Here is a 23,338-nt window from a genome sequence, read left to right as displayed (position 1 = left end):
GTTCCTCGTGAAAACTTGACTTAAATTGTCTTGTTAAAATTGACGTGTTTGTGCATTATCAACATCATGATTCGCTGGTTCTGTAGTCATTGACGGTGCAGAAGGCGTTACAGGTGTTGAAGGTGTTTCATCTAACTTTTTACCAAAAACTTCACGCTCTAAGTTTGATAAACGTTTTAAAATATCAAAGTTGGTCACTGCTGCACTTTTTGGTACTTCTTGAGCAACACGAGGCGTTGGTTGGGCTTTTGATAATTGGTCTAATTTTGCCATTAAGCGGCTGTTTTCTTCTTGCAAGCTTAATAATTCTTTATTATAAGCTTCGTAGTCTTTAATGACATTGTCTAAAAATTCGTCTACTTCAATTGGGTCATACCCGTTCATCATTTTCGTTTTAAATTCTTTTTGTAAAATGTCTTTAGGACTATATACTAAATTTGCCATGTTTACACCTCATTTGTTTATTTACGATAGAAAATTTCATAGTTCCACAAATACTATTGTAACGAAAAATAGCTAGAAAATCAAACAGATTCTCTAATCAATCACCGAGTTTTGTAAATCATCCATTGTAATTAAGCGAATATCATAGGGTTCTCGTTCCGAAAAATGTTGTGCGTCCTTTAAAAAATACTCCGTTTTGCCAGGGTACTCTTTGTCATAAATAAGTAAGCTGCCCCCAGAATGTTCCAAAAGAAATTTTGTATGCATTTTTAATTGTGCTGGCGATTGATAGGGCTGGTGACTTACTGAGTTGATATAATCAGCCAAACTTTCCGCTTTCGTTAACAGTTCTCGATTTTGTTCATTCCAATTATTGCCAAAGTCTTTAAATGGATAAAGCAAACCTAGCTGGACTTCTGGATATTCCGTTTTTAATTCCCCAACTACTTCAGCTGTCCAAAGTTCAACACCTAAATTGCCAGAAATCAAAATCCATTCTACTCCCGCTTCAATATAACTGGCTAACTCTTTTTTTAAGACATTTTTAATAACTGTGATTTTCGGGTCTTTTCCTTGAAATATCCCCAATTCAAAGCTGCGATAACCGGTGACAAAGAGGGTTTTTATCATTTCCATAAGTCATCCCTTTTCTTTCAGGTCTTTTTTTTGGTATAATACAGGCTAGGAGTGTGATAAACGTGACGTTCCATTATCCTAACGGAATACCTTATAATCATCATGAAGCACAATCACCAAAAAAACAAGTAAAAAAGAAACGCCCCGTTGAATTTGGTAATCGCGGGATGGATTTCGAAGAAGCGATCAATCAAAGCAATCAATATTATCTATTGAATAAGCAAGCAGTCGTTCATAAGAAACCCACTCCTGTTCAAATTGTTAAAGTAGATTATCCCAAACGAAGTGCGGCTGTTATTAAGGAGGCCTACTTTAGACAAGCTTCAACGACTGATTATAACGGTGTATATCAAGGCCGTTACATAGATTTTGAAGCGAAAGAAACGAAAAATACCACGTCCTTTCCCTTTAAAAATTTTCATCAACATCAAATTGATCATATGGAACAATGTATAGCACAACAAGGGATTTGTTTTGTGCTATTATGGTTTTCAAGCTTAAAACGCTGCTTCTTTTTTAGTGGTGAAAATCTAATAACGCATTGGAAAAACCAAACAGTTACTGGAAAAAAATCTATGCCGCTTGCACTCATCGAGAAAGAAGGAATTGAATTATCTTTTGGAATCGCACCGCGAATCCCTTATCTCGACGCAGTGGAACAATATATTCAGACACACTAGATTCATAAAGTTTTGAAAGTATAACAAAGGAGTTGCTATTTATGCCAACCGCAAATTCAGGCTCGCGAGCTGCTAGACATGCATCCAACACCTCATCGAAGTCGAGTTACAAGAAAAAGACACAACCGCCGAAAAAGAAAAAACGGCTTGTTTTAAAAATCTTTCTTGGCTTACTTATCGCTGGGATGGTCGCTTTTTTAGCAGGCGTTGGTCTTTTTTGGTTCTATGCACGACAAGCCCCAAAATTAGAAGATGACAAACTGAATGCGACAGTTTCATCGAAGCTTTACGATATTAATAATGAAATTTTTGAGGATTTAGGCGCAGAAAAGCGTGAATTAATTCAACCAAATGATGTGCCTCAATTATTAAAAGATGCCATTGTTTCTGTCGAGGACCGTCGTTTCTATAAACACATTGGTGTGGATCCGATTCGGATTATCGGTTCTGCCCTTTCAAATGTCAAAAATGGTGGATTACAAGGCGGAAGTACCTTAACCCAACAATTAATTAAATTGTCCTACTTCTCTACAAAAGAATCTGACCAAACCTTGAAACGGAAAGCACAAGAAGCATGGATGGCTGTTCGTTTAGAACGTGAAAAATCAAAAGAAGAAATTTTAACTTACTACATTAACAAAGTCTACATGGCGAATGGTTTCTATGGAATGGAAACAGCGGCTGAAAATTATTATGGTAAACATTTATCTGAACTTGATTTACCACAAACGGCCCTACTGGCAGGAATGCCACAAGCGCCAAACTCATATGATCCCTATACAAAACCAGATACTGCTAAAGAACGCCGGGATGTCGTACTCTACACAATGTACGACAATAAAAAAATCTCGAAAGCAGAGTACGAAAAAGCCAAAGCTACCCCAATCGATGAAGGCTTAGTGCCATTAAAAGCCAGTGATGACAATCGAAAAGTCGTAGATAATTACGTCAAAGAAGTAATCAATGAAGTGAAAGCAAAAACTGGTAAAAATGTTTACACAGACGGACTAGATATCTACACAAACTTAGATATGAATGCCCAAAAACAACTTTACGATATTGTCAACAGTGATCAATACGTTGCGTTTCCAGATGATAAAATGCAAGTGGCTTCAACCGTTATTGATGTTGCCTCTGGACAAGTCCGAGCACAGATTGGTGGTCGTCACATTCCTGATGATGTACAATTAGGAAACAATTTAGCTGTTAACACCCAACGTGATGTTGGTTCAACCGTGAAACCAATCATGGATTATGGTCCCGCAATTGAGAATTTAAATTATTCGACAGGTCGCCTCATGGTGGATAAGCCAACGAAATATCCTGGTACCGACATTGATGTCTTCAACTCTGATTTAACATATCAAGGCGTCATTACTATGCGCCGTGCGATTATGGGTTCTCGTAACACGACCGCGGTCCAGACGTTTGATGAAGTTGGTAAAGAAAACATCATGCCTTTCATTAAAGGACTAGGAATTGACTATAAAAACTTAGAAGCGTCGAATGCCATTTCAAGTAACACAAGCGACGTAGATGGCGATAAATACGGGATTTCCTCATTGAAATTAGCAGCAGCATATGCGGCTTTCGCCAATAACGGGATTTACAACAAACCGTATTACGTAAACAAAGTCGTTTTCAATGATGGAACTAGCGTTGATTATCAACCTGATGGCAAACGTGCGATGAAAGACTCTACCGCCTATATGATGACGGATATGTTAAAAGATGTTTTAAACGGCGGAACAGGATTTAACGGTGCCATTCCAGGCTTAATCCAAGCGGCCAAAACAGGGACTTCTAACTATACTGATGAAGATTTAGCGCGAATGGGCACAACAGAAAAAGGAATTGCCCCGGATAGTACCTTTGTTGGTTATACAACACACTATGCCGTTTCTGTTTGGACTGGATACAATGATCGAAATACACCAATCTATCAAGAATACTATGGAATTGCCTCGGATGTTTATCGTGAAATAATGAGTTACTTGTCTCAAAATGTTTCAAACGATGACTGGGTGCAGCCAGACAGTGTTGTGCGGGTAGGTAATGAATTATACGTGAAAGATGCCTATGAGGTACCAAATGTACAAGTTTTACCAAGTACTACCTCTTCAGCACCACAGCCGGAATCTAGCAGTACGGTGGAATCCTCTTCCACAAAAGAAGCGGAAAGTTCATCAAGTTCTAGTTCAGAAAGTGCGCCTTCTTCCTCTGAAGCGCCACCATCAACCGAACAACCGGCAAGCTCTTCCTCAGCAGAGCAACCGGCAACATCGGAACAACCACCTGAACCATCAAGTTCTAGTTCACAAGAACCACCGCAACCACCTGAAAGTAGTTCTAAACCAGACGAAAATAAAGCAGCATAAAAAGTACGGGGCTCATCATGAGCCCCGTACTTTTTTAGATTAAAAATGGACGAAGTGAACTGAATCACTTCGTCCATTTTTACTTATTTACTTTCTTTATTTGCCAAAGCTGCACCAACGAATCCTTTGATTAAGCGTTGTGGGCGATTTGGACGAGAAATTAATTCTGGGTGGAATTGACAAGCCACAAAGAATTGTTTTTCAGGAATTTCAACAATCTCAACTAAACGATTATCTGGTGAAACTCCAGAGAAGACTAAGCCATTTTCTTCAAATAATTGACGGTATTTGTTGTTAAATTCATAACGATGACGGTGACGTTCTTGTACAACATCTTCATTTCCGTATGCTGCCGCAGTTTTCGTTCCTTTTTTCAATTTACATGGATATAAACCTAAACGTAGTGTACCACCTAAATTCTCGATGTTTTCTTGATCTGCCATTAAATCAATAATGTTATTTGTCACGTCAGGATTAGTTTCTGCAGAACCAGCATCTTCTAAGCCCACAACGTTACGACCAAATTCTACACAGGCCATTTGCATACCTAAGCAAATGCCAAGGAATGGTACGTCATTTTCGCGAGCAAAACGAATCGCTTCAATTTTTCCTTCAATTCCACGATCACCAAAACCACCAGGAACCAAAATACCATCTGCTGAACCAATTCTTTCAGCGACATTTTCAGCAGTTAATTCTTGTGAATCAACCCAATCAATTTCGATATCTGAATCAAAATCAAACCCAGCATGTTTTAATGCTTCTACAACAGAAATATAGGCATCTGGTAATTCAACATATTTACCAACCAGCGCAATTTTTGTTTTCTTTTTCAAGTTAAGAACTTTTTCTTCTAATGCACGCCACTCAGTCATGTCTGCAGCCGGTGCGTCCAATTTTAAATGATCACAAACAATTTGATCCATGTTTTGTGCTTGAAGTGCTAATGGAATGGAGTACAATGTTTCAACATCACGAGATTCAATTACCGCTTCTGGATTAACATCACAGAATTGTGCTAATTTGTTTTTAGTGTTTTGAGAAACAGGTAATTCTGTACGGACCACTAAAATATTTGGTTGAATCCCTAAACTTCTTAATTCTTTGACACTATGTTGTGTTGGTTTAGTTTTCATTTCGCCAGCCGCTTTTAAGTAAGGAATCAAGGTTGTATGGATGTACATTACGTTGTCACTACCCATATCAGCTTTCATTTGACGCAATGCTTCTAGGAAAGGTAATGATTCGATGTCGCCGACAGTACCACCTACTTCTGTGATAATCACATCGGCATCCGTCATTTTCGCTGCACGCATGATTTTTTCTTTGATTTCATTGGTAATGTGTGGAATAACTTGCACTGTTGCACCTAAGTATTCCCCTTTACGTTCTTTACGTAAGACTTCTGAATAAATTTTCCCAGTGGTTACGTTTGAGTATTTATTTAAGTTAATATCAATAAAACGTTCATAGTGACCTAAGTCCAAATCTGTTTCGGCACCATCATCTGTGACAAAAACCTCTCCATGTTGGTAAGGACTCATTGTCCCCGGATCCACATTAATATATGGATCGAATTTTTGAATCGTTACTTTTAATCCACGATTTTTTAATAATCGTCCTAAAGATGCTGCGACAATCCCTTTTCCGATAGAAGAAACCACGCCACCTGTAACAAAGATGTATTTTGTCATAATAGTTAAAAACCCTTTCTTTGATAATATTTTGTAGAGAGAAGTAAAACAACTTTGAAACTCTTACGTTTCTCCAAATAAAAAAGAAACAAAAATAGAAAAGCTCCCTATCCATTACGAATAGGGAGCTTGTAAGTTCGTTCAAACTTCTGACCTTCTTAAAGGTGCCCAAGTAGTATAATACAAGCAAACGGACATCAGGTCAAGTACTTCTATTCAAGAAAATAATTTTTTCTATTTTCTCATTTTTCTTGGACATTCAACTAAAAAGCTTGACTCCTTCTTAGGAATCAAGCTTTTTGGTTTCTTACTCTTCAGAATATTCGTCATCAAAATCGTCTTCATCTTCAACATCATCGTCATCAATGATTGTTAAATCTTCTTCGATTTGTGGAATGTCTTCTTCATCATCGTCTGAATCTGCACCAATCTCTTGTAAATCAGAGTTGTATGCTTTAATTTCTTCATCTTCATCTTCTTCATCATCGTACAAGATGTCTTCTTCATCATCATTTGTTAATTCAGCATCTTCTGGATCGTCATCGTTATAGTCAATTACATCTTCATCGTTTGGATTAGTGATGAAGGCATTTACTTTTTTACGTTTTCTACGACGTGGTGCATCTTCTTCGTCTTCTTCCAAGCCATGTGTAACTTCTTCATCGATTGAATCGATTGGATACCATGAACGTAAGCCCCAACGATTGTCTCCCAATGAGATAAAGCTACCGTCGATGTTTAAATCTGTATAAAATTGTGCTAATTGGTCACGAATTTCACTATCAGACTTGCCAAGATAATTTTGGATTTGGTTAACTAAATCAGAAAAATCCATTACATCTGCATGTTGTTCTAAAATAGCGTGTGCTACTTCAATCATGGATAATTCTTTTTTGTTTAACCCTTCAAATACATTAATTTCCAAGAGGTACACGTCCTTTCACAGTCTACTCCTTATCATACAAAAACATTGAAAAAAAATCAATTCTATTCTGCAATATTTATGCAGTAAATTCTAATTCTAAATGATATTCTCCGATTCGCTCTGTTTGAGAGTATAAATCATAATCAACTAAAATCTTACCAGACATTGGTTGGTCTTTTAAACTAACACGCAAATTATGGGTAAACGTACTAATCTGCAGCAAGCCATAAGGGGTTCGATAACTTGTATCTAATTTTTCCTGATAGCCAAATCTTAAACGCATCCGTAATTCGCCAGCACGAATCAACTGAACATGCCCGTCTGGTTCAATTTTAATGGTTACGGGGGTTGGTTCTGTATCCTCTAATAATTCTTCTTTGTAACGAATGTATAATGTATCACCCATTTTTACTAATTGACCTTCTAAGTCAAAGAAAAAATCTTTTTGTTCGTTGCCTTGTTGGACAATCGTTTTTAGTTGAATCGATACAGGAACGCCTGTTGATAAATCCATAATGGTCACTCCTTTTCCAAAATATAACTTTCTTATTGTTGACTTTTTCAATGTATTTGTCAACTAAAGTCAATTTTTCCTTGCTTATGTACCTTTTCTTATTGTATAAGCTCTTTTCACGGGTTGCAAGCATTTGTTTCATCTATTTAATAAGAAAACCGTTTACTATTTTAGAGAATTCCTTCAGAATTCGTTTATATAACATGCTTTTTTGCGTTTTTTGTATATAATATAAGAGAGAGTAAGAAAATAAACGTATTAAATGACGTAATTATAAATAGACAGGACGTTTTTTATGAGCACAACTTTTCCCCTTCACACCGAATCATTTATGCTCCTTGATTCAGGTTGTTTAACAAACAGTGACTATTTTTTACCTTTTGCCTTGACCGATGTTTTAACCACTTTTTCAGGAATGCAGCACCAACCAATCATTCATTTCTGGCAATTGGATCAAGCAATGATTCTTGGCATGAAAGATACCCGTGTACCACATCTAAAAGAAGGCATCACTTCTCTGCAAGAAAACGATTATTCTGTAGTCGTTCGCAATGCCGGCGGTTTAGGGGTGATTGCCGATTCGGGTATTTTAAATGTTTCACTTATTTTACCAAATAATTCTGAACACAAATTAAGTATCGATGCGGCTTATGAATTAATGTGGGCTTGGCTCCGTCAGAGTTTTCCAGAGAAAGAGATTGACGCCTTTGAAATTACTACATCCTATTGTCCCGGTACTTATGATTTAAGTATTGGCGGTCAAAAGTTTGCAGGGATTGCCCAACGACGCGTCAAAGACGGTATTTCTGTCATGATTTACATCAGCGTTAACGGCAATCAACTTGCTCGTGGAGAAGTGGTTCGAAACTTTTACCTTGCTGGGTTACAAGAACAATTTGGTGAAAATGGCTATCCACCCGTTGATCCAGCAGTGATGGCAAATTTAGAAACCCTGATTGAGACTCCATTAACAATAGACGCCGTAAAAACCCGTTTAATCGAAGCATTACCTCAACAATTTGAAAAATCTATTGATCCAAACTTAACCGAACCAATTATAACCTCAGAATGGTTCCAAACAAATTTAACTGTCCAGCTGGAAAAAATGGCGCAACGAAACGCCTTAATTAAAGGAGAGATCGTATGACGATTCCGTATAAAGAGCAACGATTACCAATCGAAAAAGTTTTTCGTGATCCCGTTCATAATTATATTCATGTCCAACATCAAGTGATTTTAGACCTTATTAATTCTGCTGAAGTGCAACGATTACGTCGCATTAAGCAACTAGGTACTTCTTCTTTTACGTTTCACGGTGCCGAACATAGTCGTTTTTCCCATTCTTTGGGTGTTTACGAAATTACACGTCGGATTTGTGAGATTTTCCAACGTAACTACTCTGTGGAACGATTAGGTGAAAACGGCTGGAATGACGACGAGCGCCTGATTACACTTTGCGCAGCTTTATTACATGATGTCGGTCATGGTCCTTATTCACATACATTCGAGCATATTTTTGATACAAACCATGAAGCAATCACGGTCCAAATCATCACCTCACCAGAAACGGAAGTCTATCAAATTTTAAACCGTGTTTCGGCAGATTTTCCTGAAAAAGTCGCCAGCGTTATTACTAAACAATACCCAAATCCTCAAGTGGTGCAAATGATTTCTAGTCAAATTGATGCCGATCGCATGGACTATCTGTTACGTGATGCATACTTTACAGGGACGGAATACGGAACTTTCGATTTAACTAGAATCTTACGTGTGATTCGACCATACAAAGGAGGCATTGCCTTTGCTATGAATGGGATGCATGCGGTGGAAGACTATATCGTTAGTCGTTACCAAATGTATGTCCAAGTCTATTTCCACCCTGTTTCTCGTGGGATGGAAGTGATTCTTGATCATTTATTGCATCGGGCGAAAGAATTATTTGAAAACCCTGAATTTGACTATGATTTACAAGCCTCTCTGCTTGTACCATTCTTTAAAGGGGACTTCACCTTACAAGAATATTTAAAATTGGATGATGGCGTCCTCTCTACGTACTTTACACAATGGATGGATGTGCCTGATTCAATTCTAGGTGATTTAGCCAAACGTTTCCTTATGCGTAAGCCTCTGAAGTCAGCCACCTTTACTAACGAAAAAGAGAGCGCAGCAACGATTGCTTATTTAAGGGAATTGATTGAAAAAGTTGGTTTCAACCCTAAATATTATACTGCCATTAATTCAAGCTATGATTTACCTTACGATTTTTATCGTCCAAATAAAGACCGTCATCGTACACAAATTGAATTGATGCAAAAAGATGGCTCATTAGTGGAATTGGCAACGGTCAGTCCCCTAGTTGCAGCACTTGCTGGTCAGAGTCAAGGAGATGAACGTTTCTATTTCCCTAAAGAAATGCTTGACCAAGGAAATAAAAAACATTACGATTTATTTGATGAGACGTATCGTGAGTTTTCAAGTTACATTCATAATGGTGCGTTAGTTTTAAAAAAATAGGTTTTCTAGGAGGATTCTATGTCAATTAAGTTAGTTGCTATTGATATCGACGGAACATTGCTAAATTCACAACACAAGATTACCCCACGGGTCAAAGAAGCGCTCCAAAAAGCAAATGAGCAAGGTGTTCGTATTGTTTTATGTACAGGCCGTCCTTTGCCAGGCGTGAAAGAACAATTGGATGAATTAGCCTTATATGGTGAAAATGATTTCGTGATTACCTACAACGGTTCGCTTGTCCAAGCAACCAAAGATAATACGATTATTTCACGCTATACCTTGAGTTATGAGGATTTTTTAGAAATTGAAATGTATTCTCGTAAAGTCGGCGCTCACTTGCATACAATTGATGATTCCGCTATTTACACTGCCAATCGCAATATTGGTAAATATACGATTCACGAAGCATCTTTAGTGAACATGCCTTTAAAATATCGTACGGTGGATGAAATGACACCAGAGATGAACATTATTAAAATGATGATGATTGATGAGCCGGAAGTTTTAGATCCTGCCATTGCAAAATTACCATTACATTTTACCGAAAAATATACGACTGTTAAAAGTACGCCTTTTTACTATGAAATCATGAATAAAAATGCTAGCAAAGGCAATGCTCTAGCAAAATTGGCAGACCATTTAGGCTTAAATAAAGACGAAGTGATGGCCATTGGTGACAATGAAAATGACTTATCCATGATTGATTACGCTGGGATTGGTGTTGCGATGGGCAATGCGACAGAAAATGTTAAAACAATTGCCGATGTGCATACCACTAGTAATGACGAAGATGGTGTCGCTCAAATTATTGAAAAAATGGTTTTAATTTAAACATTCTTTTCAATAACAATAACCCTCAATCTAATCAACATAGATTGAGGGTTATTCGTTATTTTATGATGCTGCCGCTAGCCATTTTTCAACGGCCCAGCGGTGGCTTCCTCTTTTTAATAAACGGACTGCTTCTTCTGGTGCAACCCAGTGTAAAGTATTGGTCCTTTCTAAGGGTTCGCTAAGTTGCCGCCAAGTATTCGCTACATAAAAATATCCAGGATTATAATAGGCAGTTTGGCGATGGTTCGAATAAAAATATTCATCAGCTTCCCCTAAATAACAGCCAATTTCTACACTAATTCCCAATTCTTCTAGCACTTCTCGATGGATCGCTTCTTCTTTCGTTTCGGTGCCTTCAATTTCGCCTCCTGGTAAAAAATAAGCTCCATTTGGCGCTTGTACCAGAACCATTGTGTTATTTTCTGGCTTTGAAACAATAATGTATGCAGCATATCTTGTTTGATAGGTCAATGTCTCTTCTCTTTTTCCAAACGTTGGCGTTTTCATTGGCGCACCTCTTCTCTTTTCATCTATTTTACCTGAGAAATTCCTTTAGAACAAGTCAGAAACCAAGCGTTTTTCTCTACATTTCACGTTTATCTATGCTACTATTAACGTTGGAAATATAATTAAGTTTGAAAGGGAGTTTTTAACTATGAAAATGGCTCATACATGTGTGCGTGTAAAAGATTTAGAGGCATCATTAGATTTCTATCAAAAAGCCTTCAATTTTGAAGAAAGTCGCCGTCGTGATTTTCCAGAAAATAAATTTACTTTGGTTTATCTAACTTTACCAGGAGACGACTACGAACTAGAACTAACTTATAATTATGATCATGAAGCATACGATTTAGGAAACGGTTATGGTCATATCGCCATCAGTACAGATGATTTAGAAGGATTACACGAAAAACATCAAGCGGCTGGCTTAACTGTTACTGACTTAAAAGGCTTACCTGGAACTGCACCATCTTATTACTTTGTTGTCGACCCAGATGGTTATAAAATCGAAGTCATTCGTGAACGTTAAAAAGTTTCACTTGTTCACTTACTGAGTTTTTTGTGTTTGAGAGCTGTCCGAGACAAAACTTGTCTCGACTTCTTCTCAAACACTTTTTTCAAAAAAAGTGCTACAATAGAACGTATGAATTTATTGAGGATGTGATGTTATTATGACAAAAAAAATTATTGGAATCGCTGGCAATCAACTTTTGCAGGCAGCTGAAGTGTTTCACGGTAACCAAGTGACTTACACCCCACAAGGTTTTGTTAGCGCTGTTCAAGCCGCAGGTGGCGTTCCTCTCGTTTTGCCAATTGGCCCCAAAGAATTAGCCGCTACGTATATACAACAAATTGATAAACTACTTTTAGCAGGCGGTCAAGATGTTGCCCCTGAATTTTACGGACAAGAACCCCATATAAAATTAGAAGAAACGAATCGTGATCGTGACGAGTTTGAGTTAGCCCTAATTGAAGAAGCCTTAAAACAAAACAAACCTATTTTTGCGGTTTGCCGTGGAATGCAATTAGTCAATGTTGCTTTAGGTGGCACATTATATCAAGATTTATCGATGTATCCTCAATGGTCAGTTAAGCACGGACAACAACCCACTCAACCAATCTTTGCGACGCATCGTATTGATGTTGAACCAGACAGTCAATTATCAAACATATATGGTACAACTGGTAAAGTCAACTCGTACCATCACCAAGCACTACATACTTTAGGAAAAGATTTACGCGTTACTGCTTGGTCCTCTGATGGCCTTGCAGAAGCAGTGGAATCAACAAATGAACAGCAGCCTTTATTAGCTGTTCAATGGCATCCTGAACTAATGTACGCACGTGATGCCAAATCCCAAGCACTCTTTAACTACTTTGTTCAAAAATTATAGTAAAAACGGAGGGACGTCTTTCGCCCCTCCGTTTTTACTTGCTATCATACTTAAAAATCAAAATTATCTGGATCTGCACCAAAACGATGATCCTTATTTAACTGATTGATTGCGGTTATTTCTTCTGGCGTTAATTCAAAATCAAAGACAGCAAAATTTTCCTGAATTCTTTTTTCGTGAACAGATTTAGGAATCACGATAATATCATTTTGTAAGTGCCAACGAATAATCACTTGGGCCGCTGATTTGCCATATTTTTCACCAATTTTCACTAGTACTGGTTCAGATAATAAATTACCTTGTCCTAGAGGAGACCAAGCCTCCACGGCAATCTTATTTTCGGCTAAATATTTTCGTAGCGGTTCTTGTGTTAACGTAGGATGTAATTCAATTTGATCCACCATTGGCACAACATTTGCTTCTGTTAATAAATCTTCCAAATGATGTTGATGAAAATTGGAAACGCCAATTGCTTTGGCACGACCACTTGCGTAAATTTCTTCTAATGCTTTCCATGATTCTTTATATTTACCAGCAACAGGCCAGTGAATTAAATATAAATCAACATAGTCTAACCCTAATTTTTCTAAGCTTTTATCAAACGCTTTAATCGCATTTTCATAGCCTTGATCTTCATTCCATAATTTCGTCGTCACGAAAATTTCTTCGCGGGGAATACCCGATTGACGAATACCTTCGCCCACCCCTACTTCGTTTTTATAAACGGCTGCCGTATCAATCAAGCGATAACCCGCTTCTAAAGCCCATTTTACTGAATTTGTTGCTTCTGAGCCATCTTCTACACGCCAAACACCTAAACCTAGGCGTGGCATTTCATTGCCGTTTGCTAATTTTTTTGTTTTATCCAAAGTCATGTGTTTCTTCAGTCCCTTCATTTTCATTACTTTTAGTATACTACGCATTCTTCTTTCACGAAACAATCACGACTCGTCAGGTCATTTTCTTTATTTTTAATAAATAACGACGCCAATAGGTCAGCACTCCGATTAGTGCCACAACTACAATTGTTCGACCGCTAACGCTTCCAATCCACAGTTTAACTGCAAGTAACCAGATACAAAAGAGATAAACACAGGACCAATTAAAGGAAACTTTCAATGTACATGATTCCGCAATTTCGATTATCTGACTACTAAAAAAACGACTCCCTAATCGTAAAGCGACTGGATTATGGAAGATGAATGTTCGTCGCTTGTCAGCCGTCAAGCGAGTAGCACATCGTTCATCAATAAAAATTGTTACAGGTAATTTAGAAAGTAAATCATTTTTTGCCCATTCAATTGAAACTTTCACGCAGCACTCACAACCTTTAACAAAATTATAAAATATATTATTTATTTACAAAATTATAACATTCCTAAAAAAACATGTTAAGTCTTTAAAAAAACTTTCTATTTTCTTCCCCTTTCGCCGAGAGATTTAGTATACTAAAAGAAGAAATTTTAGAGAAAGTTGGATTTTTATGTTGATACTTGGGTTAGCCAGTACTGAAACAGTCGATTCTTCTGCTCCTGATTTAGCAGAAGCGACCGTAAAAAAAGTGAGCGCGCTACAACGCTTTTGGAACAATATTAATTGGGATGCCATTGTCGCTACCTTAATTGAAAAAAGTTTATCAATTTTATTTTTAATTTTTCTATTTTTTATTATTCAGCGAATCGGGAAATATTTAATTGATCGCACCTATGCAAATTATAGTAAAAAGCAACATTTTAGTGAAAGCCGTTTAAAAACGTTACACACTTTAATCATTAATGCATTTCAATATACGCTGTTCTTTTTCTTCATCTATTCTCTTTTGACCATTGTCGGTGTGCCTGTTGGCTCATTATTAGCCGGAGCGGGAATTGCCGGTGTTGCCATTGGTTTAGGGGCCCAAGGATTCATGAATGACTTAATTACCGGATTTTTCATTATTTTAGAACAACAAATGGATGTAGGCGATTATATTCGCTTATTGGCGTTAAATATTGAAGGAACAGTTACTTCTGTCGGATTACGAACCACTCAAATTAAAGCGGTTGATGGAACTGTTCATTTTATTCCAAACCGAAACATCACCACAATCAGTAACCTGTCTCGTGCCAATATGCAAGTGTTAATTGATGTCCGCATCAATCCTGAAGAAGGTTATGAAAAAATTTGTGAAGTGATTACAGAAGTCAATGAAACATTAAAAGAAAAGTATATCGAAAGTATTCAAACTGGGCCAGATATTTTTGGCATGGTCGATTTAGGCAATGGCAACTTTGCGGTGCGAACGACCATGTATGTACTAAACGGCAAACAATTTGCGGTCAAAGAAGAATTTCTAGCCCAATATATCAAAGCATTAACAGAGGCCGGCTTTACGATTCCCAATACGCCTATTATTGCAAAATAAAAAACAGCCACCAGATATTTATTAGTTATCTGGTGGCTGTTTTTTTAATTGTCCAATGATTTTAAAAAGCCACTAACTGCCTCCACTCCAAACAATAACGCCTCTTCGTTCGGTTCAAACTTGGCAGAGTGAAGGCTATAGGGACTTGCCACGCCTAACCAAAACATCGTGCCTGGGACTTTAGACAATAGATAGCCAAAATCTTCACCTGTCATTGCAACCGGTGCTTGTTGAAATTGAACTGTTGCTTGTTTGCTCATGTATTCAATCAAATTCGTGGTACATGCGGGCTCATTCACTACAGGTAAATACCCTTTCTGATCAAGATGAACAGTTACTTCACATTGAAAAGATTGCGCAATACCTTCACTAATTTCGCGAATTCTTCGCTGCGTTTGTTCATTAGTTTCTGCTGTCAATGTGCGAATTGTACCAGATAAAGTTGCTTCTTCGGCAATCACATTGCAGGCAGTCCCTGCATGAAAAGTTCCAAAGGTAACGACTGCCCCAACCACAGGATCAACATTTCGACTAACGATCGTTTGTGCTTGCTGAATTAAATTGGTGGCCGCCAAGACCATATCATTTGCTTGATGCGGAAAAGCCGCATGTCCACCTTTTCCTTTTAAGGTAATGTTCACTTCACAAGTGGCAGCAAACAATGTCCCTACTCTGGTACTAATAGTTCCGACTGGCAAATCAGGATTAACATGAAGCGCATAAAATTCATCAGGTAACCACTCACCAAACGCGTGATCTTCATACATCAGCATCCCCCCTGCTTCATTTTCTTCAGCAGGTTGAAATAAAAATAAAAAGTTATTGTCTGGTTGCTGTTGACTTAATTCTTTCAAAACCCCTAAGCCGATTGTCATGTGAAAATCGTGCCCACAGGCATGCATAAATCCTGGTCGTTTTGATTGAAAAGCAGAAACCACTTCCTCTTGAATAGGTAAACCATCAATATCAGCACGCCAGCCGATGGTTTTCTGAGGATTTTTGCCCTCTATGAAGACTAAAATCCCCGTTTGCCATGTTCGAACTTGCAGATAAGGTTGCTTCATTTTATCAATTTCATTAAGTAAAAAGGCTTGTGTTTCCTTTTCTTCTAAACCGATTTCAGGTATTTGATGTAGTTGCCGTCTAATCGCAATTAATTCTTCTTGCTCCACAAAAGCCACTCCTTCATTTTTGGGGTAATCGAAAGCCGCCATGAAGAAGTTTCTTCATCGCGACTGACTAATTTATTTTTAGAGTTTACGTAATTCTTCTAAAATCTCTGTTTTACTCTTGGTTTTATCATCAATTTGTTTAATTACTTTTGCTGGCACGCCTGCGACAACGGTATGCGCTGGAACGTCTTCCACAACTACTGCCCCAGCAGCCACAACGGCACCTTCACCAACACGAACCCCTTCTAGTACGACCGCATTCGCTCCAATGACAACCTCGTTTTCAATAACCACAGGTGCGGCACTTGGTGGTTCAATGACACCAGCTAAAACCGTTCCTGCGCCAATATGACAATGCTTCCCTACAGTTGCACGACCGCCCAAAACAGCGCCCATATCAATCATAGTCCCTGCACCAACGACGGCGCCAATATTTAGAATAGCCCCCATCATAATCACCGCTTGATCGCCAATTTCAACTTTTTCGCGAATCAAAGCACCTGGTTCAATCCGAGCATTAATGTCTTTCAGATCAAGAAAAGGAATTGCTGAGTTACGTGCATCATTTTCTACAACATAATCCTCAATTTTTTCTTTGTTTGCTTCTAAAAAAGGTTTTACGTCAGCCCAATCGCCAAACAATGTCCCAGTTTTACAATTATTAAAGACCTTAATTGTTTCCGGAAACGTGACTTCTTTTAATTGCCCTTTCAGTGTTACTTTAACAGGCGTTTGCTTTTTGGCATCGCCAATATACTGAATAATCTCATATGCGTCCAATCACAGCACTCCTTTACTTCGTGTTATCATACAGAATAACGCATTTATGAGAAAAAAGTAAAGAGTTTCTTGCGTTTTATTTAAATTACTTTCATTTCTTCTTCTGATTTAGGCAGAACAAGATGATGTTTTTCTAATTCATGCGCCATATGATTGACCGCTTTTAAAATTTCTTTGCGTGTAATGATACCCTTAAAGCGTTGATTATCATCAACCACTGGTAAAAAAGAAGCATCTACTAATAAATGTAACACTTCTTCTAAATCCCACGATTCACCAATTACAGGAACATTGACTTCCATTACATCGGCCACAGTAAATTCATTCAATTTTTCAAAATCCACTGAAGTCAAATCAAACATTTTATCTACAACGTCTGTCAAACCGATTAAGCCAACAAAGCGATCTCCCTTATCTAACACAGGAATCTTGGAATAGCGAACTTTCGATAAGACTAATGCCGCGTGACTTAAAGGATTTAAACACATTACATTGGCGACATTTTCGGCAGGTACTAAAAACGTTTCTTGTTTTTCTAATAATAATTCTTTTACAGCAGTCCCTATCATGATTGGGTTGCCTCCATTTCTAATTCTTTAACACGTAACTTATTGTACCTAATTCTGCGGAAAAAGTCTTGGAATTCGCAAATTCTTCATAACTTAACAAACGAAAATTAACGTTTTGTTCTATTCTCCCCAAAAATAAGAGAACGCTTTCTTAAAAAAATAAAAACTTAGTTGTCCCATAACAGACAACTAAGTTTTTATAAAAGACCAATTAATCAGTCAATTATACTTCTTTTTCACACATTTTATCACAGCCATCACTGACCATAATAAGCGGAAATCCCATGTTTTCTAAAATAGTGTTTATCCAATAAAAAATGATCAATTGGTTCAACATCTGGATTAATTATTTCCGTCAAACGGGCCATTGAACAGATTTCATCTAAAATCAAACTGTTTTCAACTGCTTTTTCCGGAGTCATTCCCCAAGTAAATGGGCCATGTCCATAAACTAACACTCCTGGAACTGCTAAAGGATCTAGTTCTTGTTCATGAAATGTTTCAACAATGACTTTGCCAGTCTCTTCTTCATAGTTTTCTTTAATTTCACTTTCAGAGAGCGCTCTTGTGCAAGGTACAGCGCCATAAAAAGCATCCGCATGGGTGGTACCGTAAGGAGGTAAGGCTCGCCCTGCTTGAGCCCATGTAACACTATTCAGGGAGTGCGTGTGCGCAATCGCTCCAATTTCTGGCATTTTTTGATAGAGATAAAGATGCGTGGGTAAATCAGAAGACGGCTTTAATGCATTGGTTTCCAATAGTTGTCCCTTTAAATCAGTCACTACCATCTGTTCCTTGGTCATTTCTTGATATTTGACGCCGCTTGGTTTAATTACGATAATCCCTAATGCCCGATTGATTTCACTAACATTGCCCCACGTTAATTTGACTAAGCCCAGTTTTGGCAAAGTCAGATTCGCTTCATAAACACGTTGTTTCATTGCTTGGATAATCGCTTTATTGTTCATAATAACCCACCTCTGCTAATTTGGGATAGAGATACTGCTGCGCGGCTTGAATTTTTTCTTGAAAATTCAAATCCGTTTCATTCCACATTTCAATTAAAAAAGGACCACTATAGTTTAACCGCTTGAGTGTTTTCAATAAGCCTGTAAAATCAACACAGCCTTCTCCAAAAGTAACTTCCCGAAACTTGCCTTCAAATGTGTCTGTTACAGCGAAGGTATCTTTTAAGTGAATAGCAGCGATTTCAGCAATTCCCTTTTCAAGCTCAACCGCCGGATTATTTTCCGGCCAAGCAGACAAATTACCTAAATCAGGATAGACATGCAAAAAAGGAGACGGAATTTGTTCTTTAATTTCTAGAAATTTTTGTATGCTATTCATAAAAGGGTCATCCATAATCTCAACAGCCAGAATGACACCGTATTGTGCAGCTTCCTCAACGCCCTTTTTCAGACCTTGAAGAAAAAATTCCCTTGTTTCAGCAGTTTTTTCTTCGTAAAAGACGTCATAGCCAGCTATTTGAATTACCCGTATGTTTAATTGATGGGCCAAATGAATCGCTTGAGATAAAATTTCCCGTCCTTTTTCACGTGTTTCTTTATTTAAAGAGCCTAAAGGGAACCGCCGATGACCACTTAAACACAAAGAATGGATAAAAAAATCTTCTTTCACCATTAATTGAGAAAGTTCTTGTAACTGGCTTGGTGTCCAAGCCAATCGTGCTAAACGTTCATCGGATTCATCAATTGACATTTCTAAAAAATCAAACCCTAACTTTTTGGCCCAAGTTAATCGTTCTGCCCAAGTTAAATTTTGCGGGAGTGCTTTTTCATATAGTCCAATTCGTGCCATTTTATCACTTCCAAATCTGATCGATTTTTTTTTGAAAATCTTTGGCTGCTTGTTCAGGATTTTTTGATTCAGTAATCCCACGGCCCGCAATAAATGTTGCAACTGCCATTGTTTGAAACAATTCAAGCGTTTCGACAGTTAAACCACCTGTGACGGACACTTCAAAGCCTAAGTCAATTAGTTCTTGAACTTTATTCAAATCTTTCTCTCCCCAGCTGCCGCCAGCTAAAAGAGCATCTCTACTTTGATGATAAATCACCTGATTAATCCCTAATTCTCGCCATTGTCGAGCTTGTTGCATTGTCCAATCTCCATATAGTTCTACTTGTAATTCTCGGACTTCTTTTTGAGCTGCAGCCATCGTTGGCAAGGTGGCGCAACAAATGACCGTCATGAAATCAGCGCCTGCTTGTGCGACATTACGAGCAACTGTACCGCCCGCATCAGCACATTTTGTATCAGCAACAATCGTTTTATTAGGAAACATGCGTTTTAAACAACGAATTGCTTTTTGGCCTTCTTGTAAACACAAAATAGTGCCAACTTCGATAATATCGACAATTTCTCCGACTTTCATACAATCTGCTAAAGCGTCTTCTAATCTATTATGATCTAAAGCGATTTGTAAGTTTGGTCTTTTCATCTTTCCCATCCTTTTATTCAGATTTTTGATAACGATCTGAAGCCATATATTTTTCTTGAATTTCTTTTGCAGACATTACATTTTTAATGCCAATCACTGTGACTCCACGTTTTTCTGCTTGCTGAAACATTTGTAAAAAATTGACTGGAGTAAAAACAACGTCGTATTGGCTAGCAGAGCTTTTTCCTTCTGAAATGGCGCAATGATGAATTTTTGTAATCGGTACACCTAGTTCTTTCATTGCTTTTTCAACACTCCGCATCATCATTAGACTCGTGCCAGAACCATTGGCACAGGAAACAAGTATTCTCATTTTAAATTCCTCCTTTAATTCTCTTGAAATTTTTTAGCATATTGTTCATAATCATTGACAATCATAAAGTAACCTTCTGGATTTCTCCGATACTGAAGTTGCGGAATTATTAGTAACCCAATCACCACCACTGCTACGCCAACATAGCCTAGAACTTTCATAATGATTGTAAATAACGGCCAAGCTGTTGCCCAATCGAACATACCCAAATAACCGCCATATTGAGATAATCCAATCCATGTAGCAAATAAAGCTGAGCCACCTACTTGGATTAAACCTGAAAGGAAGGGGAATAAACAAGCAGCTTTTACTCCGCCACGATTATTTGCATAAACAGCTATGACAGCGTTATCAAAAAACAATGGGATAAAACCCGCAATAACGATTGTCGGAGACTTTAATAGAATCAGTAAGCCAATCATTAAAAACTGGCCTAATGCGCCAAAGAGAAACCCAATTGTTACTGCATTGGGCGAGCCAAACCCGAAAGTCGCTGCTACGTCAATCCCAGGAACAGCGCCTGGTAAAATGGTATTTGAAATCCCTTGGAATGACTGCGTCAACTCGTCGACAAAGGTTCTAACGCCCAATTGTAAGATAGCTAAATAGACAGCAAAATTTAATGAAGTGGTCATGATATAAAAGAAGAAACTCTGCCCTTCTTGCATAAATTTAGCTTGAATTAAATAATCTTGTCCCAAAACAAGCAAGATAATGCCAAAGAAAAAGAGCATCAAAATGGACGTAGCAACCATATTTTCATTAAAAATGGATAGAAATCCTGGTAATTCGATATCTTCCAATTTTTTATCGACCTTCTCTGAACGATGTTTCTTTTGATCACGTTTTTTCAACCATTCTGCTAATTTTGCAAAAATAAATATGCCAAACATTTGTTGATGGGCTACCGCAAAACCAGCACCTTCTGTTAATTCCTGCGTAATCCCTACCGTTAAATTTGAAGCAACTGCCCAATAACACCCAAGAATTAAGCCCATAAAAATTAGTACTTCGATCCTACCTAAGTTAGGAAAACAAAAGAGTAAAATCCAGAAAGCGGTAGCTGCTTGTTGAATCTGAACATTCCCTGTTGTAAAAACGGCTCTCAATTTTGTATATTTTTGAAAACGAACCAACAAAATATTCATAATAAATGCGATCAATAACAAAATCATCACATCACCAAAGGTTCGTCCAAAGGTTTTCATCAATCCTGCATCGACTGCATTTTGCCCGAAATATGGATCGGTAACCATCGCCTGTAAATTAAATCGCTCTTTCAAGCCTACTAGAATAGGGCGAAAATTATTAACCAAACCACCAGAACCAACACTCAAAATAAAATAACCAACTGTTGCTTTCAGAAAACCTGCTAAGCATTCATAAAAGGGCCTCCGTAACAAGAGATAACCTAATAACACGATGAAACCAATCAAATATGCTGGCTGTGTTAAAACGTTCGTAGCAAAATAAGTCCAACTATTTAACAAGAACTCCCCCATTGATTTTTCCCCCTATAATTGATATTTCTCCATAACTTCTTTAAAATCCATTAGCGTGTTTGTTTCTAACAAGTCAGCAATCACGCCATCCGTCATCAATAAATCCATCAATTGCTGGATATTTTCCAGATGTTCGGCGGGATTTTGGGCTGCCAATGTAAAAAATAATGTTGCTGTTTTTGCTTCTTGATCGCCAGCAAAAGTGACTGCTTGCTTAAATTTTGTAAAAGAAATGGCCGTTCCAAAAACGCCTGCGCTTTCCTCTGATGAATGTGGCATGGCTACTTCAGGAGCAATTATGATATAAGGTCCAAACGTTTCGACACACTGGATAATCTCATCGACGTAACTCTGATCGATGATGTGTTTTTGGAGTAAAATCAAACAACTTTCCTGAATCGCCTCTTGCCAACTAACCGGTTCTTTATCAGGGTAATGAATAAGCTCTTGCTCCCAAAAATAAGTTAACATTGTACATCCAGCCTTTCTTACAAGAATGAAGGAAATGGTGTATCATTTTCTTTAACAAAAACATCATCAAAGCCACGATCAAAGTTAAATTCTAAGTTGTCTTTGTCATCTGGATAAACAAATTTGCCACCCACTTGCCAAATATATGGTTTAAATTGATAATGTAAACGATCTTTTTTAAATTTCCAAATTTCCATGATTTCTTTTGGATCCGCCATAAAATTAGACCAAATATCATAATGAACGGGAATGACTACTTTCGCATTTAAAGATTCGGCCATTCTCAACATATCAACAGAAGTTATTTTGTCTGTGATACCGCGAGGATTTTCGCCATATGCTCCTAAGCAAACATCAATTGCATATTGATTACCATGTTTCGCAAACAAGTTAGAATAATGAGAGTCTCCGGCGTGATATACCGTACCACCTGAGGTTTCAAATAGATAATTGACAGCTAGTTCATTCATGTCCTGAGGCATTTTACCTTTAAATGTATTTTCAGAATCATCAGAAGTAATTAGCGCGGTTCGATCAAAAGCTTCCAAGGCCACTACATTCACATCATTCACTTTTATTTCTTGACCAGGCTCTATAACCCGTGTTTTTTCTGCCGGAACACCCCAACGCTGCCATGTTTTCACTACTTCTTTTGGACCAATAAATAGAGCCTTAGGACAATTTTGCTGAACAGCAGCAGCTGTGTGAATATCCAAATGGTCTGAATGAATATGTGTAACAACTAAAGCATCTACCTCTTTTATTTCAAAAGGATCAATCACAAAAGGTTGTGTTCTTAAATTAGGTTGCATTTTTTGGCAACCACTCATGCGCATCATTTGATGGCCATTTTTCATTAAGCCGTTCCCGTGCGTTTGTTTTCCTGTTCCACACCATAAATCACATAAAATATTCGTGTTCTCATGCGTTTTCAGCCAAATGCCTGTACAACCAAGCCACCAGAGGGCAACCGTTCCTTGAAGCACATTTGTCTGATTAATTTCTTCGTTTAAATAAGTGCCCCATTCTGGAAATGTCGCCTTCAACCAACTTTCTTTTGTAATTTCATGAATCGATTTGCTCATGCTACCACTCCTCTTCTCAAATGATTGTGTTATGCTTTATAAGAAAATCATAGCCGCAAAAAATCAC

At 37.8% G+C, this 23,338-nt stretch carries 26 protein-coding genes; 8 read left to right on the top strand and 18 right to left on the bottom strand.

What is annotated here, in order from left to right:
* Positions 1-33 precede the first annotated feature (33 nt).
* Both gpsB and IGK70_RS05200 read right to left on the bottom strand, forming a co-directional pair.
* A complete protein-coding gene (gpsB, locus tag IGK70_RS05205) occupies positions 34-444 on the bottom strand; it encodes a cell division regulator GpsB (protein WP_002382134.1) in 411 nt (136 codons plus the stop codon).
* Between the two features lie 93 nt (positions 445-537).
* A complete protein-coding gene (locus IGK70_RS05200) occupies positions 538-1,080 on the bottom strand; it encodes a DUF1273 domain-containing protein (protein ID WP_010827303.1) in 543 nt (180 codons plus the stop codon).
* Between the two features lie 62 nt (positions 1,081-1,142).
* Here IGK70_RS05200 and recU point away from each other — a divergent pair, with 62 nt between their 5' ends.
* Both recU and IGK70_RS05190 read left to right on the top strand, forming a co-directional pair.
* Positions 1,143-1,760: a Holliday junction resolvase RecU gene (gene recU / locus IGK70_RS05195; RefSeq protein WP_010816424.1), complete on the top strand. Its 618-nt coding sequence runs from the start codon at positions 1,143-1,145 to the stop codon at positions 1,758-1,760.
* Positions 1,761-1,801: 41 nt separating this feature from the next.
* Positions 1,802-4,138 (top strand): PBP1A family penicillin-binding protein, encoded by a 2,337-nt coding sequence (locus tag IGK70_RS05190; protein WP_002360569.1) that lies wholly within the window; start codon positions 1,802-1,804, stop codon positions 4,136-4,138.
* 83 nt (positions 4,139-4,221) lie between these two features.
* Here IGK70_RS05190 and IGK70_RS05185 read toward each other — a convergent pair whose 3' ends face one another.
* The 3 genes from IGK70_RS05185 to IGK70_RS05175 form a co-directional block, all read right to left on the bottom strand.
* On the bottom strand, positions 4,222-5,832 hold the full coding sequence (locus IGK70_RS05185) for a CTP synthase (RefSeq protein ID WP_002357995.1): 1,611 nt from the start codon (positions 5,830-5,832) through the stop codon (positions 4,222-4,224).
* Positions 5,833-6,139: 307 nt separating this feature from the next.
* Positions 6,140-6,757, bottom strand: a complete 618-nt coding sequence (gene rpoE / locus IGK70_RS05180; protein WP_002357996.1) for a DNA-directed RNA polymerase subunit delta — start codon at positions 6,755-6,757, stop codon at positions 6,140-6,142.
* A 76-nt stretch (positions 6,758-6,833) separates the two neighbouring features.
* Positions 6,834-7,271 (bottom strand): DUF1934 domain-containing protein, encoded by a 438-nt coding sequence (locus IGK70_RS05175; RefSeq protein ID WP_002382132.1) that lies wholly within the window; start codon positions 7,269-7,271, stop codon positions 6,834-6,836.
* Positions 7,272-7,602: 331 nt separating this feature from the next.
* On the opposite strand from IGK70_RS05175, the gene IGK70_RS05170 reads away from it, so the two are divergent.
* From IGK70_RS05170 to yidA, 3 genes are read left to right on the top strand one after another with little or no spacing between them, the layout of a single operon-like run.
* Positions 7,603-8,418 carry a lipoate--protein ligase family protein gene (locus IGK70_RS05170; RefSeq protein WP_162783032.1) on the top strand — a complete coding sequence of 272 codons (816 nt, stop codon included), beginning with the start codon at positions 7,603-7,605 and terminating at the stop codon, positions 8,416-8,418.
* Positions 8,415-9,785 (top strand): dNTPase, encoded by a 1,371-nt coding sequence (locus tag IGK70_RS05165; protein WP_002357999.1) that lies wholly within the window; start codon positions 8,415-8,417, stop codon positions 9,783-9,785. The genes IGK70_RS05170 and IGK70_RS05165 overlap by 4 nt, the downstream gene beginning before the upstream one ends.
* A gap of 18 nt (positions 9,786-9,803) precedes the next feature.
* Entirely contained in the window at positions 9,804-10,616 is an 813-nt protein-coding gene (gene yidA / locus IGK70_RS05160; protein ID WP_002377829.1) for a sugar-phosphatase, read from the top strand.
* A gap of 63 nt (positions 10,617-10,679) precedes the next feature.
* On the opposite strand, the gene IGK70_RS05155 is transcribed toward yidA, so the two are convergent.
* Complete coding sequence (locus IGK70_RS05155; RefSeq protein ID WP_002358001.1) at positions 10,680-11,126, bottom strand: NUDIX hydrolase; 447 nt, start codon at positions 11,124-11,126, stop codon at positions 10,680-10,682.
* Positions 11,127-11,274: 148 nt separating this feature from the next.
* Between IGK70_RS05155 and gloA the strand changes: the two genes are divergently transcribed.
* A complete protein-coding gene (gloA, locus tag IGK70_RS05150) occupies positions 11,275-11,649 on the top strand; it encodes a lactoylglutathione lyase (protein WP_002358003.1) in 375 nt (124 codons plus the stop codon).
* Between the two features lie 142 nt (positions 11,650-11,791).
* Positions 11,792-12,514: a gamma-glutamyl-gamma-aminobutyrate hydrolase family protein gene (locus IGK70_RS05145; protein WP_002394177.1), complete on the top strand. Its 723-nt coding sequence runs from the start codon at positions 11,792-11,794 to the stop codon at positions 12,512-12,514.
* Positions 12,515-12,564: 50 nt separating this feature from the next.
* Here the strand turns inward: IGK70_RS05145 and IGK70_RS05140 are convergent, their stop codons facing one another.
* Both IGK70_RS05140 and IGK70_RS05135 read right to left on the bottom strand, forming a co-directional pair.
* Positions 12,565-13,437: an aldo/keto reductase gene (locus IGK70_RS05140; protein WP_002393437.1), complete on the bottom strand. Its 873-nt coding sequence runs from the start codon at positions 13,435-13,437 to the stop codon at positions 12,565-12,567.
* Between the two features lie 28 nt (positions 13,438-13,465).
* Positions 13,466-13,828, bottom strand: coding sequence for a hypothetical protein (locus tag IGK70_RS05135; RefSeq protein WP_002358008.1), 363 nt, complete (start codon positions 13,826-13,828; stop codon positions 13,466-13,468).
* A 169-nt stretch (positions 13,829-13,997) separates the two neighbouring features.
* On the opposite strand from IGK70_RS05135, the gene IGK70_RS05130 reads away from it, so the two are divergent.
* Positions 13,998-14,918, top strand: a complete 921-nt coding sequence (locus IGK70_RS05130; protein WP_002382128.1) for a mechanosensitive ion channel family protein — start codon at positions 13,998-14,000, stop codon at positions 14,916-14,918.
* 44 nt (positions 14,919-14,962) lie between these two features.
* Here IGK70_RS05130 and IGK70_RS05125 read toward each other — a convergent pair whose 3' ends face one another.
* The 10 genes from IGK70_RS05125 to ulaG all read right to left on the bottom strand — a co-directional run bounded on the left by IGK70_RS05125 (position 14,963) and on the right by ulaG (position 23,271).
* Positions 14,963-16,132 carry an N-acetyldiaminopimelate deacetylase gene (locus IGK70_RS05125; protein ID WP_002388919.1) on the bottom strand — a complete coding sequence of 390 codons (1,170 nt, stop codon included), beginning with the start codon at positions 16,130-16,132 and terminating at the stop codon, positions 14,963-14,965.
* A 36-nt stretch (positions 16,133-16,168) separates the two neighbouring features.
* Complete coding sequence (gene dapD, locus IGK70_RS05120; protein ID WP_002358012.1) at positions 16,169-16,870, bottom strand: 2,3,4,5-tetrahydropyridine-2,6-dicarboxylate N-acetyltransferase; 702 nt, start codon at positions 16,868-16,870, stop codon at positions 16,169-16,171.
* Between the two features lie 80 nt (positions 16,871-16,950).
* The gene (gene cbpB, locus IGK70_RS05115; RefSeq protein ID WP_002382126.1) at positions 16,951-17,439 is read right to left on the bottom strand and encodes a cyclic-di-AMP-binding protein CbpB; all 489 of its coding nucleotides are present in this window, start codon (positions 17,437-17,439) and stop codon (positions 16,951-16,953) included.
* Between the two features lie 257 nt (positions 17,440-17,696).
* Positions 17,697-18,407 (bottom strand): L-ribulose-5-phosphate 4-epimerase, encoded by a 711-nt coding sequence (locus tag IGK70_RS05110; RefSeq protein WP_096397659.1) that lies wholly within the window; start codon positions 18,405-18,407, stop codon positions 17,697-17,699.
* Positions 18,397-19,257, bottom strand: a complete 861-nt coding sequence (locus tag IGK70_RS05105; protein WP_096397658.1) for an L-ribulose-5-phosphate 3-epimerase — start codon at positions 19,255-19,257, stop codon at positions 18,397-18,399. Before IGK70_RS05105 ends, IGK70_RS05110 begins: the two co-directional genes overlap by 11 nt.
* A 4-nt stretch (positions 19,258-19,261) precedes the next feature.
* Entirely contained in the window at positions 19,262-19,900 is a 639-nt protein-coding gene (locus tag IGK70_RS05100; RefSeq protein WP_002388019.1) for a 3-keto-L-gulonate-6-phosphate decarboxylase UlaD, read from the bottom strand.
* Between the two features lie 13 nt (positions 19,901-19,913).
* Positions 19,914-20,213: a PTS sugar transporter subunit IIB gene (locus IGK70_RS05095; protein ID WP_002358018.1), complete on the bottom strand. Its 300-nt coding sequence runs from the start codon at positions 20,211-20,213 to the stop codon at positions 19,914-19,916.
* A 14-nt stretch (positions 20,214-20,227) separates the two neighbouring features.
* Positions 20,228-21,715 (bottom strand): PTS ascorbate transporter subunit IIC, encoded by a 1,488-nt coding sequence (locus IGK70_RS05090; protein WP_002361608.1) that lies wholly within the window; start codon positions 21,713-21,715, stop codon positions 20,228-20,230.
* Between the two features lie 12 nt (positions 21,716-21,727).
* Positions 21,728-22,186, bottom strand: a complete 459-nt coding sequence (locus tag IGK70_RS05085) for a PTS sugar transporter subunit IIA (protein ID WP_104855618.1) — start codon at positions 22,184-22,186, stop codon at positions 21,728-21,730.
* Between the two features lie 17 nt (positions 22,187-22,203).
* The gene (gene ulaG, locus IGK70_RS05080; protein WP_010827300.1) at positions 22,204-23,271 is read right to left on the bottom strand and encodes an L-ascorbate 6-phosphate lactonase; all 1,068 of its coding nucleotides are present in this window, start codon (positions 23,269-23,271) and stop codon (positions 22,204-22,206) included.
* Between the last annotated feature and the right edge of the window lie 67 nt (positions 23,272-23,338).

It is taken from the genome of Enterococcus sp. DIV0358 (genome assembly GCF_051713465.1).
Taxonomy (GTDB): Bacteria; Bacillota; Bacilli; order Lactobacillales; family Enterococcaceae; genus Enterococcus; species Enterococcus faecalis.
Note: the sequence above shows the minus strand (reverse complement) of the source record. Positions and strands in the feature narration are given on the sequence as shown.

What these genes read in the sequence shown, in the direction of transcription:
- gpsB (WP_002382134.1), bottom strand. Translation starts at nt 444, where the DNA reads ATGGCAAATTTAGTATATAGTCCTAAAGACATTTTACAAAAAGAATTT.
- IGK70_RS05200 (WP_010827303.1), bottom strand. Translation starts at nt 1,080, where the DNA reads ATGGAAATGATAAAAACCCTCTTTGTCACCGGTTATCGCAGCTTTGAA.
- IGK70_RS05190 (WP_002360569.1), top strand. Translation starts at nt 1,802, where the DNA reads ATGCCAACCGCAAATTCAGGCTCGCGAGCTGCTAGACATGCATCCAAC.
- IGK70_RS05185 (WP_002357995.1), bottom strand. Translation starts at nt 5,832, where the DNA reads ATGACAAAATACATCTTTGTTACAGGTGGCGTGGTTTCTTCTATCGGA.
- IGK70_RS05175 (WP_002382132.1), bottom strand. Translation starts at nt 7,271, where the DNA reads ATGGATTTATCAACAGGCGTTCCTGTATCGATTCAACTAAAAACGATT.
- IGK70_RS05170 (WP_162783032.1), top strand. Translation starts at nt 7,603, where the DNA reads ATGCTCCTTGATTCAGGTTGTTTAACAAACAGTGACTATTTTTTACCT.
- IGK70_RS05165 (WP_002357999.1), top strand. Translation starts at nt 8,415, where the DNA reads ATGACGATTCCGTATAAAGAGCAACGATTACCAATCGAAAAAGTTTTT.
- yidA (WP_002377829.1), top strand. Translation starts at nt 9,804, where the DNA reads ATGTCAATTAAGTTAGTTGCTATTGATATCGACGGAACATTGCTAAAT.
- IGK70_RS05155 (WP_002358001.1), bottom strand. Translation starts at nt 11,126, where the DNA reads ATGAAAACGCCAACGTTTGGAAAAAGAGAAGAGACATTGACCTATCAA.
- gloA (WP_002358003.1), top strand. Translation starts at nt 11,275, where the DNA reads ATGAAAATGGCTCATACATGTGTGCGTGTAAAAGATTTAGAGGCATCA.
- IGK70_RS05145 (WP_002394177.1), top strand. Translation starts at nt 11,792, where the DNA reads ATGACAAAAAAAATTATTGGAATCGCTGGCAATCAACTTTTGCAGGCA.
- IGK70_RS05140 (WP_002393437.1), bottom strand. Translation starts at nt 13,437, where the DNA reads ATGCGTAGTATACTAAAAGTAATGAAAATGAAGGGACTGAAGAAACAC.
- IGK70_RS05130 (WP_002382128.1), top strand. Translation starts at nt 13,998, where the DNA reads ATGTTGATACTTGGGTTAGCCAGTACTGAAACAGTCGATTCTTCTGCT.
- IGK70_RS05125 (WP_002388919.1), bottom strand. Translation starts at nt 16,132, where the DNA reads ATGGCGGCTTTCGATTACCCCAAAAATGAAGGAGTGGCTTTTGTGGAG.
- cbpB (WP_002382126.1), bottom strand. Translation starts at nt 17,439, where the DNA reads ATGATAGGGACTGCTGTAAAAGAATTATTATTAGAAAAACAAGAAACG.
- IGK70_RS05110 (WP_096397659.1), bottom strand. Translation starts at nt 18,407, where the DNA reads ATGAACAATAAAGCGATTATCCAAGCAATGAAACAACGTGTTTATGAA.
- IGK70_RS05105 (WP_096397658.1), bottom strand. Translation starts at nt 19,257, where the DNA reads ATGGCACGAATTGGACTATATGAAAAAGCACTCCCGCAAAATTTAACT.
- IGK70_RS05100 (WP_002388019.1), bottom strand. Translation starts at nt 19,900, where the DNA reads ATGAAAAGACCAAACTTACAAATCGCTTTAGATCATAATAGATTAGAA.
- IGK70_RS05095 (WP_002358018.1), bottom strand. Translation starts at nt 20,213, where the DNA reads ATGAGAATACTTGTTTCCTGTGCCAATGGTTCTGGCACGAGTCTAATG.
- IGK70_RS05090 (WP_002361608.1), bottom strand. Translation starts at nt 21,715, where the DNA reads ATGGGGGAGTTCTTGTTAAATAGTTGGACTTATTTTGCTACGAACGTT.
- IGK70_RS05085 (WP_104855618.1), bottom strand. Translation starts at nt 22,186, where the DNA reads ATGTTAACTTATTTTTGGGAGCAAGAGCTTATTCATTACCCTGATAAA.
- ulaG (WP_010827300.1), bottom strand. Translation starts at nt 23,271, where the DNA reads ATGAGCAAATCGATTCATGAAATTACAAAAGAAAGTTGGTTGAAGGCG.